Below are 13,608 nucleotides of genomic sequence, written 5' to 3' on the forward strand. Positions count from 1 at the left end.
AACGACTATTTTTACCGTATAGTTAACACCAAATGTAGTAAAATTACAACTTGAACGAACTATAGGATCTAAATATTTACCGTTTCCCTCAGTTTACCCTCATTTACCCCAGTTGAAACAACAAATATTGTCAAAAAATTACATTTTTCTTGTCACCGACGTCACAATAGGTACTATTAGCGATGTACCTTATAATAAACAGTGCTAAGTATTTGCTATATCTGTATGAACATTTTAGAAAAAATCACACAAAATCAAGCGGCATTCAGTAAATCTGAGAAAAAGGTTGCAGAAGTCATTCTCGCTAACCCTCAAACGGCGATACATTCAAGTATAGCAACCCTTGCTAAAATGTCTGACGTTAGTGAGCCTACCGTTAATCGGTTCTGTCGTAGACTTGATACTAAAGGCTTTCCCGACTTTAAACTTCACTTAGCACAGAGCTTGGCCAACGGCACGCCCTATGTAAACCGTCATGTTGACGAAAACGACAGCCCGGACGAATATACTAATAAAATATTCGAATCGACCATGGCCTCACTTGAAGTGGCTCGCCAGTCCGTTGATGTAAACGTAGTGAATCGCGTGGTTGATTTGCTGACACAAGCACAGAAGATCTCGTTTTTTGGCTTGGGCGCTTCAGCATCTGTTGCGCATGATGCACTTAACAAGTTTTTCCGCTTCAATGTACCTGTTGTGTATTTCGAAGACATTTTAATGCAGCGCATGAGTTGCATGAATTGTTCGGCAGGTGACGTGGTAGTACTAATAAGTCACACCGGCCGCACAAAAAGTCTTGTAGAAATTGCACAGATTGCTCGAATGAACGACGCCACTGTTGTGGGCATCACTTCAGCTGACAGTCCACTCGCTCAAGAGTGTAGCTATGTTTTATCATTAGAAGTGCCTGAAGACACAGACATGTATATGCCGATGGCGTCTCGCATCGCACAGCTGACGCTTATAGACGTTCTGGCTACAGGCTTTACTTTGCGCCGGGGCAATAAATTTAGAGAGAATCTAAAGCGCGTTAAGGATACGCTCCGCGGCTCCCGTTACGAAAAGCGCGGTGATTAGTCCCCTATCATTGATCATTGCCCGAATTATCGTCGTATAACAAACGACTTTTAGCTTTTTTGAAAACGCCTAACTGGTCGAGCCAGTTAGGCGTTTTTCTTTATTTCATTCACATTATTGTCAAATTAAACTATTATTCTGTAATAAAATTACGTAAAGCGATTACAGGCACACTGTTCATATGTGCTGCCAATCATCTTTGTCTTTTCTAACTTAGAAACAGCGACGGAATCACATGACCAGAAGAACGAAAATTCTTGCCACCCTTGGACCTTCAACCGACTCTCTTGAACAAATTCAGGCACTAATTGCCGCGGGCGCAAACACAGTGCGCATGAATTTCTCTCACGGGCAAGCTGAAGATCATATAGAACGTGCGAAGCGCGTTCGTGAGGCAGCTAAAAATCTTGGTAAATACGTAGCGATATTGGGTGACTTACAAGGCCCTAAAATACGCGTAGCACGCTTTGCCGAGGGTCCAGTTCGCTTAGAAGTAGGCGCAAAGTTTATCCTTGATGCCGAGCTTGGTCGCGATGAAGGTGATGTTAATCAAGTTGGCATAGACTATAAAGCGTTACCTGATGACGTTTCAGCGGGTGACATTCTTCTGCTTGATGATGGCCGTATTCAGCTGAGAGTTACCGGTGTTGAAGGGCGTAAAGTTATCACTGAAGTTACGGTAGGTGGTAAACTTTCAAACAACAAAGGCATTAACCGTCAAGGTGGTGGACTTTCTGCCGATGCACTTACCGACAAAGATAAAGAAGACATTAAAACTGCGGCGGAAATCGGTGTTGATTACCTCGCGGTGTCGTTCCCTAGAAGTGGTGCAGACCTAAATTACGCAAGAGAACTTGCCGAAGCAGCAGGTTGTTATGCCAAAATTTGTGCAAAGGTTGAACGCGCAGAAACTGTAGCTTCTGACGAAGCTATGGATGACATTATCTCTGCGTCAGATGCCGTTATGGTAGCGCGTGGTGATTTAGGCGTTGAAATTGGTGATGCCGAACTTGTTGGTGTACAAAAGAAGTTAATCGCCCGTTCTCGCCAGCTTAACAAAGTGGTAATTACCGCAACGCAAATGATGGAGTCGATGATTGACAGCCCAATGCCAACGCGTGCAGAGGTGATGGACGTTGCAAACGCTGTTTTAGACGGCACCGACGCGGTTATGCTTTCAGCTGAAACAGCGGCAGGTAACTTTCCTATCGAGACGGTGGCAGCAATGGCCCGCGTTTGTGAAGGCGCAGAAACCCACCCAAGCGTTAAAATTTCTAAGCACCGTATGGATCAGCAGTTTTCTTCTACTAGCGAGTCAATTGCACTATCTGCAGTATATGCGGCAAATCACCTTCCAAGCGTTAAAGCAATTGTGGGCTTGACTGAAAGCGGTACTACGCCAACGTTAATGTCACGCATCACAACGTCACTGCCAATTATTGCGATGTCTCGTCACGAGTCTACGCTTAACACGATGGCGTTGTGTCGCGGTGTTAAGCCAGTTTACTTTGACTCGTCTAACAGCGAGCCGGGTAGATTAAAGTATGATGTTATTGCCTCACTAAAAGAAAAAGGTTTAGTGAAAAGTGGGGACAGCATTATCCTGACTTACGGCGATGAAATGGAAAAAGTGGGCGCGACAAATACGCTGAAAATTGTGGAAGTTGAGTAGCCATAATAATTATATGAAAGCGAAGCAGATGCTTCGCTTTTTTTTGCCTGAAATTTAAATAGTAATATCAAACCAAACACATAATAAAAAAGTGGTGTGAAAGTTATTGGAACAATTAACTTCACCTAATATGCCAACCGTTTCTTCGTTATAAATTTCTCAGGACAAGAACGATAAAAACAAGGATAAGTATGTACTACATCCATAAACACAATATCTTTAGGTTAGTCATAATAGCCTTTCTTACCGTTATTGGTCATTGTGCATGGGCTACATCCCCTACCACGCATAATATGAAAAGCGTTGAAGTTAGCTCACCAAATGCTCCGTTACAGCCAATAATGATTCAAGGCCCTATGCCCATAGAGGCTCAATATTTTACTGCACTCTTGAGCAATGTAACCATCGAATATGCAGGTAATGCTGTGTTCTACAAAGGTACGCTAGACGGCTACCCCATTGTAGTTGCTAAAACTGGTAAAGGTTTAGAGAACACTGCGGCAGCGACAGCTATTGGTATAGAGCGATACCATCCTCGCCTCATTATCAATCAGGGAACATCTGGTGGGCATGACCCATCTTTGAAAGTCGGAGACATCGTTTTAGGCGAGCGCAGTGTAAACGCCTCAAACTTTAAAACGCCAAGGCTAGCACAAGGAGAAGGCAGTAATCCTCTCAATTGGAACCCCATGGATATTATGGCGTCTGAAGGGAGTGCAGGAGAAGGTAGTAGTGCAAAGGATGCTGAAAAATTGCGGTTTTATTTAGGCGATAAGCAATTAATCGCGCTGGCTTCATCGCTAGCTAACCAATATGAACGAGGTAGTGTAGTAAAAGGAACAATCGGCAGCGGTAACTTTTGGAACAATGAACTAGATAGAATTGCATGGCTTAATAAGAACCTAGGTACTAGCGTGGAAGAAATGGAAACAGCTTCGGCAGCCCAAATTGTTCACGCCTACCGTACCCCGTTTTTGGGTATTCGCGTTTTATCAAACAATATCACTAATCACGGTGAATATGATCCTACGACAGCCGAAGATTGCCAAGCCTTTGTCGCAAAAGTGATTAAAGCCTACATTTCAAATATCGACGGATAGATTTACATAGAACCAAAAACGCCCTTTACTTTCTCAAAGCGTAAAGGGCGTTTTCATTAAAGCAGTTTCGGCTAGATTGCCTGTGCAGTGTAGGTCTCTGCCTCTTGAGCTATATCGTTCGCATATTGAGTAAGGTGGTGGCCTAAGATATTCTCTGCACGTTCAACGTACTCATCACGTTTAAATTTCCAACCTCTCAAATCTGCTTGCTTCGCCTGAGCTATATAAAAATCCAATCGTGTTTTTCTAAGCAAGTCGGCTTTTCTAGATAAATCAAATTCAACAAGTGAAATCGTATGTTCCACTTTAACGATGTCAGCATGTACTGGGCGGTTAGCATCATGAGCAGCGGCCTGACTAACAAACAACTTACCCTGTCCAAGCACACCGACTAATACGATTACAATTGAAACTACAATACCTGAATAAACCCACTTTAAAATGTTCATGCCTCACTCCTTGAACAATGTTGAACTGCTCATAAATCTGGTAACGAAATCAAGTGCAAAAAAAGAATTACTTTTTTTTCTGGTTGTTGTTCGACTGGAACAAATGTGGCCCCACGACGAATGAAAAACCGAGTATTTCACTTAAGTTACGTACTTCTACTATTTGTAGAAGCAACTTACACACCAAAATAAAAAACCATACAATTCATAATCTTAAACAAAATAGGCACTATTAAAGAGTGCGTTGAAAGAACTTTCTACACACCATAAGAGAAAATTTTCCCTGCCTTTTTATTGCCTTTGATTAAAGGCATACCGAAACAACTGATGATCAAAGCATCAGTGGAAATAAGGAGGGTTCAAAGAGAAGTGTTCTATCAAAGCGTTACAACTACGCAGCCGAGTCTCAACTTCTAAAATGAGGTGAATTAACTGTCGAAATTGCATACCGCAAACGTAGAAGTCAAATCACGACTTGCTTGATATGAGACGTAAATAGGCAAACAGAAAGTAAAGTTATCGACTAGGCAAGACTTATATCGCCAATTAGTCCTGACCGCCTGATATGATGAATAAATCAGAGACTACGTAACTTTGGTTGCGTAGACCTTTTAAGTAGTTCGATTATCGAAGTCAGATGATTAAAACAGCACAAAAAAAGGGGCGAATGCCCCTTTTTAAAATTCATCTAGATGAAATGCTTTTAGTTCATCGCAGTTTTAGTTACTACACGAAGATCGCTTTTCACATCTTTAACGTCAGACGCATTTTTCGCTATTTCAACCGCTAAATCGCGCTCTGCATCAGAATCAACGTCGCCCGTCAGCATTACCACGCCATTTTCAACATCAACATCAATGTCGAAACCAGAAATATCAGTATCCATCAGAAGACGGGTTTTGATTACGGTAGCAATTTTAGCGTCAGTAAGCTCGCTTGTACCTTCATCTACTGTATCTTCCATATCATCAGACATGTCGCCGTCCATGTCTTTGTCAGAAACAATGGTCAATTTGTTGTCTACAGAGGTGACACCATCAATGTTTGCTACCAGCTCTTCTGCTAGCTTTTTATCGACAGAATTTTCAACCTTACCTGTTAACACTACATTGCCATTTTTCACGTCAGTATTGATATCGAATGAATCTAGGTTGCCATTGAACAACAGCGTAGCTTCAGCTTTGCCATCAATCCATGCGTCTTTGGCGCCCTTTTCCCATTTGTTGTCAGTGTCCATATCACCTGCGTAAGCTGCAGTTGTTAGTGTTGTAGCAACAATCATAGAAATTAGTGAACGTTTCATAACATTTCTCCTTTGTCGAAACTCACAATGATATATGCCAAAACCCTGCCAACAACACAACCCATTGTTTTTAGGGGATATTATAAAAATATTCGTATTTAATGGCTCAAGAATTTGAAATCTTTGCTGTGAAACGAGAATTTTTTACCAGTTGCTTTAAATGTGAGTTATTCGACATAGCTATCGAAGAATAATCAATACATGTAAATTGAGTTTCATCTGTATTGAAATGAGTAAAGATTAAACTGATTTAACAATTTAGGCGTAGATAATAGAGAAATCTTCTTATCGCTAAGTACCTTTCAAAAACTTGATAGGAAACAGCATTTCAAATTTTTAATATCAAGGATGCTAAGCCAATGGATATTGCACTTTTTGCTGCATCAATACTCTTTATTGTAGTCAGCTTTGTTCCTCTTTTACCCTCTTCGCATTGGTTGGTTCGAGTTTGGGAATTCCCTCGCCTGCAAATATCCGTAATTATTGCCATTCTTCTTATTTGCCATGCATTAAGTTGGACTTCTGATAATTATTGGTTACTTATTAACTCGCTGGTAATTATAGGACTAGGGATAAGTCTGCTCTATCAACTTGTTTGGATACTCCCTTACACCCCCTTTTATAAAAAAGATGTCAAAAGAATAGAGAAATCGCAGGCAGCGAGCACGGTAAGTGTGCTTTCAAGTAACGTCTATATGCCGAACAACGACTTCAGAAAACTTATAGCGCACGTCAGAAATAAGAAACCAGACTTCTTAGTAACATTAGAGTCGAATGAAAAGTGGCAAAAGGGAATTAGTGAGATCGAATCGGAGTACCCTTATCGAAAGTTCTGTGCGCTTGAAAACCTTTACGGTATGCACTTGTATAGCAAAATACCGTTTGAAGAGGCTACGCTTAATTTCCTGATTGAAGATGATGTTCCTTCCATGAAGGTAAAGATAAATTTAGAAGGGCAAGACACTCTCCTCTACTTTCTTCACCCTAAGCCCCCTAGCCCAACAGAAAACACGTATGCAAAACCTCGTGATGTCGAATTAGCTATTGTTGGAAAGGAGATATCGAATACAAACGGACCGATTATCGTGGCAGGCGACCTAAACGATGTGGCCTGGTCGCCGACAACACGAAAATTTAAAAAGATAAGCGGATTGCTAGATCCACGAGAAGGTCGAGGTTTTTATAACACGTTTCACGCAAAATACCCGTTAGTAAAATGGCCGCTAGATCACGTATTCCATTCTAAGCACTTTGCGTTGGTTCACATAGAAAAGCTAGAGAGTATAGGTTCAGACCACTACCCTTTGTATACTGAACTAGCGTTTATCGACGATTAAACAAGCTCGAGAGTACAGACCGGGCTGGTTAACGAGAGCCTCTGTGCTTTACGCACCACATTAGGCTTTCGCACGCGTCTTCTCGCTTTTTAAAGTGTGCTAAACCAATAAGCGCCCCGTCTCTGGGCCAAACGGCTTGGTTAAGCACGCTTTGTTCCTCTTCGGACAAATTCTCACTGTTCAATACTATCTCTACCGCTTTTTTGTTTGGTTTAATTAGCGTGGGGTTAGCGGCTTTGACTAGTGATGAATTAACACATATATACTCTCGTTTTACTGGGTCGCGTACCACACCGATAATGTCGTTATCGCAGATTATCGCCGGCCAGCCCTCTGAGATTCGACTTTGACCAAACATAATCAGCGTAAACGCGAATAAAACAAAAAGTGTTAGACCAATAAATTGTGTACTTAAGTCCGGTGCAACACTGATAATCACGCCTACGACTGCGGCGAAAAATATCCATCCGCCAAACACTCTTCGCATAGCGTTAGGGGAAATTCCAGATATCACATCCACTGATTTCAGTGATTGCTTATCATAGCTTTTAATAAATACAGACGATTGTGATTCCACAGTCTTTTCCACCAGAAGAATAAGAGAAACAAAAATTAATACGTTACAAGTAAGACTGAAGATTTACCTACACTCTTAATAGAAAAGTATTGCGAGAGAAAATCAAACTTTTCGTCAGAAAAAGCGTTTATCGATAACAGAATAGATATCTAATATCTTTAATTTCATGTTTAAAATCATGGTAATAAGCATAACAAAATTAGTTGCCAGGGCAAAGCAATTGCACGCTTAAAGTACACTTAAATAAGACCAAAAAGACAAGGAATCCTCTTCCTCAAATTGTCTATAACATTTCGTTTAATTTCATCCGATATTTTTGCTCTTTTTAACGGCGTTCAGTTAACACGATTTATAGATCTAAAAAAACGCTAAGGATAAAGAACACTGAATATAATAGGTATGTAAAATTTTCCTTTATCGGGCACCTCTTTCGTTACCTCCCGTAAAACTTGGTGCTTAGCAAGGTACCAATAACCAAAATACCTTATTATATTCAACACCTTAAAGAAAAGGAACATTCTTTGCTTTCTCCCTAATACAACGTGCAAGATGCACCGTCGAAATCGTTAAGTATTACAGGGCTAGGCAAAGGAGGTTGAGTATGCGTTCTCCAATAAGTGCAGTAACTATTGTTAAAAATAGAACTGAGAAATTGATTCACCTTATCGCTCAACTCGAGCAATGCTCTCCAACACCAGACGAGCTTGTCATCGTATGGATGGCACCACCATCAGGTCTTTCTCTGATAAAAAGCGACAAATTCGACATCGTACACAAGTTTACGACCCAAGGCGAACTTCCTATCGCGAAGGCGAGAAACAAAGGAATGCAAGCCGCGAAACACGCAAACCTTGCTTACTTAAATGTTGATGCGGTGGTGTCCCCATCACTGTTTAAAGATGGCTTACTTGCACTGAAAGACAACGCTGTAATTTTTACTTCCGTTGTTTTCTTGCCCGGTGAGCGATGTGAGAAACCGTATTCGGACATTTCAAAGTGCGAGCAACAAATTGGTTATTTAGCGAGTAATGACGACACGCTACCCAAAGAAGATAACAACGAAATACCCTCAAAAGATCAGGAAATTAATCATGGAAAGTTTAGTGACGATAGTGTTTGTTCTACAGTGTTTTTTATTCGTAAGGCAGACTTTCAGAAAACCGGCGGCTTCGATGAAGGCTACGCGGGTTTCGGACTAAATGACGAAGACTTTTTTACCAACTGCAGAGCGTTAGGCTATTCATTAGAGCAGTTGCCTACCCGCACTTTTGCGCCACAGCGCCCTAATTATCAATGTCCAGTCAATCATTTATTAGACTTTGTTCATAATGCTCAGCGCTTTCACGCTAAATGGGGCTTCTACCCTTGCACTGAAGTACTCACCGCTTATGCGGAGAAAGGCTTTATCGATTCAAATTACGAAGAAAATGGATTAAAGGTTCTTCAGTTGCCCGAGCAGGAAGATGACCCGACAAAATCGGTTCCGAGCGCCTCAACCGCTGCCTCGTCTTCTACGGAATTTGAATTCACGTCTTTTCACTCGCCAGCTAAAAACCAAGAGCGTTTAAGCAGCACGGCTTAATTTTCTTATGAAAAACAGGTGGGAATATTTAAGCAGCGTGATACGGAATGTTTTTGATAAAACGAGAAGTACGACAATTATTTCTTTCAAAAACAACTCGCGAACTAGCACAAGTTCGCGAGCTTCATGAATAACTAAACAACCCTTATTTGTATCGCGCATCCGCGACAGCACTTGGTTTTTCTTGTTGCCAATCAAGCCGCATATCCCACTTAAAGCGATGTTCAGGCTTTAGCGGCGGTTGCCCTGCATCAAAGATCATCAGGCCACAGCATAAAACAATATTCTACTCGCCAAATTGAGCAATACCGCTTAATTTATAATGGTAAGCGGATGACTATACATTTTTAATTTATTAACCAGATAATCTTCGAATTGCTTGGCAGTTTGTATATCGGTGGTTCGCTTGGGCCAAACCGCAAGAATTTTATAGTTAAAAGCGGTTGAAGGTTTAAACAACACAAGGTGGTCATGTTCACCCTCAAATACCCTTTCGGCCTGATCTAACCGGTAAACAAGGGCCAATCCCAAGTTGTCATTATCTGCCAAGATACTTTGAGCCCCCCAAGTAGCTATCACGCCCCAATCGCCGTGCTCGGCTTTAATCACCTGCATTCCATCATGCGCCACTAAGCCCGCGACAATACTATCTGAAGGCTCTGATACGGATACACTAATATGAGTTGTGGGGTCAAAAGCATCAATTCGATAGTGCGTGGTAACGTCGATGCTGTCCGCTTTAGCTTCAGACGATGACCACCCCTCGTAGCTAACTTTAAACTCAGCCCGTAACTGACTATTTGATACCAACTGGTATTCGGTATTCTCGACATACTGAAAATGCATTACCGCTTGCTTAGAGGTACTATCTGATCGGGTTTCCGTTGTGATTTCTTGATTGCGGTCTGCGAGTCGGCCCAGCGCGCCTAAACCTAATGACTTCCCTACTTTAAGCGCATCTCCCCCCCACGAAGATAAATTGTGATAGCTATCGTAGCCGTCTTGTCCCACTTCAGGTAACACCACGCTCTCGTTTGTTTTAACAAAGACGTCAATAGCATTTCGCCAATCGAGATAGAGACGGTAGCCCATTTGATCAGACTCCCAACCAGGTCCTTCGTAGCGCAAAAAGTAAGAATGATCGGTTAATTGAGGTGGTGACGTAAACGAAGTGACTTCTTCAAACGAAAAGCCTTCAGCGCTATACGCTGTATCTTGCCACTCTCCTCCCATTCTTACTGAAAGTTCCGCGTGCGCTCTGTCTTGAACATTATTATTTGAAACCTGCTTAGGTGGTAAAAGTTCCAACGATATGCTCTTGCCCGGCGCTATAGATGCCGCACCTAAAAGCACCGCTTTCCCTTCACTGTTTTCTATCCATTCTGAAGGGTGTTGCTTTAACTTCCAACCTGAATATTGCGGAGGCAGTGAAATTTCGAAAACTTGTTTTCCGTCACCACCATTAGCTGGATTTTTCACCTTAACAGACAAAGTAGAATTTAAACTCTCCTGTGAGCAACTTGCCAACAATGGCACCAAAATTAGACCTATCTTACTCAATTTAATCACTTTTATGCTCTCCATTGGTTGTTAACGCGCTGAACTAATTTACGATATTTGTAAACAATATATTGACAAATGCCACCGGTGGCAATTATTTTAAATTTTGTTAACGAGATATTTCAACTTAGTATGTCGATGAAAGTCAGGCATTTGATAACTCAGATGGTAGAGGTGAATTACATGGTCAATTTCAGCCTAGAAGGTAAGACAGCATTGGTGACAGGCGCAAGCAGAGGTATAGGTCAAGCGCTTGCTTTAGCACTCGCCACTTCAGGTGCCTTCGTCATCTGCGCAAGCTCTCGACCTGGTGGCTGTGATGAGACATTACGTAAAATTCAAAGTGAAGGCGGGCAAGCAATTGCACTAGATGGTGACCTCGCCGATGCCAACGCTGTACTTAAACTTGCCGAAGATGCATTGAGCGTTAAAGGTCATATCGACATCCTGCTTAATAACGGTGGCACTATTTTCAGAGCGCCCGCCACCGAATTTCCTTTTGACGAATGGAGAAACGTACTTGCGGTCAACATCGATTCAGCTTTTCTACTTAGCCAAGCTATTGGCAAGACGATGGTAGAGCGTGAGCAAGGCAAGATCATCAACATTGCGTCAATGTTGAGTTACACGGGCGGTATTACTGTTCCTGCCTACACTGCGAGTAAGCATGCCATTGCCGGTTTAACAAAGGCGCTGGCGAATGAATGGGGACAGCACAATGTCCAGGTAAACGCTATTGCCCCGGGTTATATCAAAACCGACAACACCCAAGCGCTGCAAGATGATGAAAAACGCAGTGCTGAAATTTGTGCCCGCATTCCAGCTAATCGCTGGGGTGAAAGCGACGATTTAGCAGGGGCAGCAGTATTTCTTGCGAGCACAGCAAGTAACTATGTTAACGGCCATATCCTTGCGGTCGACGGCGGCTTTTTAGCACGCTAGTGACTAACAAGGGTCACAGCCTTGAGCGATAAAATAGCCCTGAGCGATAAAACAGCCCTGAGCGATAAAACAGCCCTGAGCGCTAAAATAGCCCTGAGCAAACAAATAGCCTTGAGCAGCAGAACAACGATGAATGGGAAAAAAGTCATGAACGAAAAAATAGACACGCGATACGCCATAGGCCGTAAAGAGGCCAATGCTTACAATACGCAAGAACTGCGCGACGCCTTTTTGGTCGACACCCTAATGACAGAGGGCAAAGTCGTATGGATATACACCCATTACGAACGCTTTATGCTTGGAAGCGCCGTACCTACTGCAAGTGCATTGACGCTAGAAACCATTGAAGATCAGTTAAAAATGCCCTTCTTTACCGCTCGTCGCGAAGTAGGTGTAATAAACATCGGCGGTCCGGGCACCATTACCGTTTCTGGCACGACTTACCATTTAGATAACGAAGAAGCCCTATATATCGGTCAAGGCAATGAAGAAGTAATATTTGAGTCAGACAACGCCTCTAATCCCGCCAAATACTATTTGAATTCAGCGCCGGCTCATCACGCTTATCCCTGCAAAAAAATAGGTAGTGCAGACGCAAATGTTCTCCATTTAGGTAGCCAAGAAACATCAAACCAGCGCGATATTAAACAGCTGCTTATCAATACTGTTGTTGATACTTGTCAGCTACAGATGGGACTGACGCGACTGCATACCGGTTCTGTCTGGAACACCATGCCAGCTCATCAACACGACAGACGCAATGAAGTGTACTTTTACTTCGATATGGACAGCGAAAGCAGAGTATGTCACTTCATGGGTGAACCACATGAGACTCGCCACATTTTCGTTGCGAATGAAGAAGCCGTGGTATCGCCACCTTGGTCAATTCACTGTGGTGTGGGTACAGGAAGCTATGCGTTTATCTGGGGAATGGCGGGTGAAAACCTGGATTACGATGATATGGATAAGTTTCCGCCATCACAGTTGCGCTAAGTAGCCCTGTTCTAAATAGGTGTATTGAATATGTTGCGGTATCTAAAACTCACACTCTCTGCTACAGCGCTGTTGTTAACAGCGGCGTGTTCGCAAAATGAATTGCAAGGCGAGGTCACCGTATTGCGCTTGGGGCATACATTGGACACGCAGCACTCTGTGCATAAGGCAATGGAATACCTTGGAGAGCGACTCGATTACTATTCTGACGGCACAATGAGTGTGGTGATTTATCCGAGTAGCCAGCTGGGAACCGAGCGAGAAATGGTAGAACTGTTGCAGATTGGCTCACTCGCCATGACGAAGGTGTCGGCAAGCCCCCTAGAAGGCTTTGCTCCTGAAATGAAGATATTCAGTGTTCCTTACATTTTTCGCGATAATGATCATTTTTGGCGAGTATTAAATAGCGACTTGGGCGACCAATTGCTATCTGGTATTGAAGATTTTCGACTAAAAGGTCTCGGCTATTACGATGCGGGAAGCCGTAGCTTCTATACCAACGACAAACCTATAGAGACACCAGGCGATCTAAACGGGCTAAAAATTCGCGTGCTCAATAGCCCCACTGCAGTAGCTACGGTTCGCGCACTGGGTGGAGCAGCGACGCCCGTTTCTTGGGGAGAGCTTTACACTGCGCTTCAGCAAGGAGTTGTGGATGGTGCTGAGAATAACCCACCTAGCTACTACCTCTCTCGTCATTATGAAATTGCGCGGTATTACAGCCTTGATGAGCATACTAGTGTGCCAGACGTCATGCTGGCATCGCTACCAGTGTGGGAACGTTTGAATGAACAGCAGCAAATGTGGTTAACCAAGGCTATGGAAGACTCCGTTGAATACCAACGCGAACTTTGGAAAACATCTACGCAAGCATCTTTAGAAAAGGTAAAAGCCGAAGGCGTCACAGTTATTACGCCTAACAAAGCGCCTTTCGTGGAAGCGGTTAAGCCTTTTCACAAAAGCTTTGAAGGCACGCCAATTGGCGACTTAATTACGCAAATAAAAGCGATGTAACA

Annotated in this window: 12 protein-coding genes; 8 read left to right on the forward strand and 4 right to left on the reverse strand. The window is 42.8% G+C overall.

The genetic code is table 11. From position 1 onward, the window contains the following. Window positions 1-225 precede the first annotated feature (225 nt). The 3 genes from C6Y39_RS02410 to C6Y39_RS02420 all read left to right on the forward strand — a co-directional run bounded on the left by C6Y39_RS02410 (window position 226) and on the right by C6Y39_RS02420 (window position 3,849). A complete protein-coding gene (locus C6Y39_RS02410) occupies window positions 226-1,077 on the forward strand; it encodes a MurR/RpiR family transcriptional regulator (RefSeq protein ID WP_105929740.1) in 852 nt (283 codons plus the stop codon). Window positions 1,078-1,312: 235 nt separating this feature from the next. After that, window positions 1,313-2,749, forward strand: coding sequence for a pyruvate kinase (gene pyk, locus C6Y39_RS02415; RefSeq protein WP_105929741.1), 1,437 nt, complete (start codon window positions 1,313-1,315; stop codon window positions 2,747-2,749). Window positions 2,750-2,940: 191 nt separating this feature from the next. After that, the gene (locus C6Y39_RS02420; RefSeq protein WP_105929742.1) at window positions 2,941-3,849 is read left to right on the forward strand and encodes a 5'-methylthioadenosine/S-adenosylhomocysteine nucleosidase; all 909 of its coding nucleotides are present in this window, start codon (window positions 2,941-2,943) and stop codon (window positions 3,847-3,849) included. A 71-nt stretch (window positions 3,850-3,920) separates the two neighbouring features. Here the strand turns inward: C6Y39_RS02420 and C6Y39_RS02425 are convergent, their stop codons facing one another. Together C6Y39_RS02425 and C6Y39_RS02430 are read right to left on the reverse strand one after the other, a co-directional pair. Next, window positions 3,921-4,298, reverse strand: a complete 378-nt coding sequence (locus tag C6Y39_RS02425; RefSeq protein WP_105929743.1) for a hypothetical protein — start codon at window positions 4,296-4,298, stop codon at window positions 3,921-3,923. A 703-nt stretch (window positions 4,299-5,001) separates the two neighbouring features. After that, on the reverse strand, window positions 5,002-5,601 hold the full coding sequence (locus C6Y39_RS02430) for a BON domain-containing protein (RefSeq protein ID WP_105929744.1): 600 nt from the start codon (window positions 5,599-5,601) through the stop codon (window positions 5,002-5,004). 359 nt (window positions 5,602-5,960) lie between these two features. On the opposite strand from C6Y39_RS02430, the gene C6Y39_RS02435 reads away from it, so the two are divergent. Beyond that, window positions 5,961-6,938 carry an endonuclease/exonuclease/phosphatase family protein gene (locus C6Y39_RS02435; protein WP_105929745.1) on the forward strand — a complete coding sequence of 326 codons (978 nt, stop codon included), beginning with the start codon at window positions 5,961-5,963 and terminating at the stop codon, window positions 6,936-6,938. 28 nt (window positions 6,939-6,966) lie between these two features. Here the strand turns inward: C6Y39_RS02435 and C6Y39_RS02440 are convergent, their stop codons facing one another. After that, window positions 6,967-7,515 (reverse strand): hypothetical protein, encoded by a 549-nt coding sequence (locus C6Y39_RS02440; protein ID WP_105929746.1) that lies wholly within the window; start codon window positions 7,513-7,515, stop codon window positions 6,967-6,969. Window positions 7,516-8,116: 601 nt separating this feature from the next. On the opposite strand from C6Y39_RS02440, the gene C6Y39_RS02445 reads away from it, so the two are divergent. Beyond that, window positions 8,117-9,097, forward strand: a complete 981-nt coding sequence (locus C6Y39_RS02445) for a glycosyltransferase family 2 protein (protein ID WP_105929747.1) — start codon at window positions 8,117-8,119, stop codon at window positions 9,095-9,097. 312 nt (window positions 9,098-9,409) lie between these two features. Here the strand turns inward: C6Y39_RS02445 and C6Y39_RS02450 are convergent, their stop codons facing one another. Continuing rightward, complete coding sequence (locus C6Y39_RS02450) at window positions 9,410-10,666, reverse strand: DUF4861 family protein (RefSeq protein ID WP_240618789.1); 1,257 nt, start codon at window positions 10,664-10,666, stop codon at window positions 9,410-9,412. 174 nt (window positions 10,667-10,840) lie between these two features. Between C6Y39_RS02450 and C6Y39_RS02455 the strand changes: the two genes are divergently transcribed. From C6Y39_RS02455 to C6Y39_RS02465, 3 genes are all read left to right on the forward strand, one after another. After that, window positions 10,841-11,599 carry a glucose 1-dehydrogenase gene (locus tag C6Y39_RS02455; protein ID WP_105929790.1) on the forward strand — a complete coding sequence of 253 codons (759 nt, stop codon included), beginning with the start codon at window positions 10,841-10,843 and terminating at the stop codon, window positions 11,597-11,599. 147 nt (window positions 11,600-11,746) lie between these two features. After that, window positions 11,747-12,592, forward strand: a complete 846-nt coding sequence (gene kduI, locus C6Y39_RS02460; protein ID WP_105929791.1) for a 5-dehydro-4-deoxy-D-glucuronate isomerase — start codon at window positions 11,747-11,749, stop codon at window positions 12,590-12,592. Window positions 12,593-12,622: 30 nt separating this feature from the next. Then, the gene (locus C6Y39_RS02465) at window positions 12,623-13,606 is read left to right on the forward strand and encodes a TRAP transporter substrate-binding protein (RefSeq protein WP_105929748.1); all 984 of its coding nucleotides are present in this window, start codon (window positions 12,623-12,625) and stop codon (window positions 13,604-13,606) included. Window positions 13,607-13,608 lie beyond the last annotated feature (2 nt).

Origin of the sequence: Alteromonas gracilis, assembly GCF_002993325.1 — a bacterium.
Classification (GTDB): domain Bacteria; phylum Pseudomonadota; class Gammaproteobacteria; order Enterobacterales; family Alteromonadaceae; genus Alteromonas; species Alteromonas gracilis.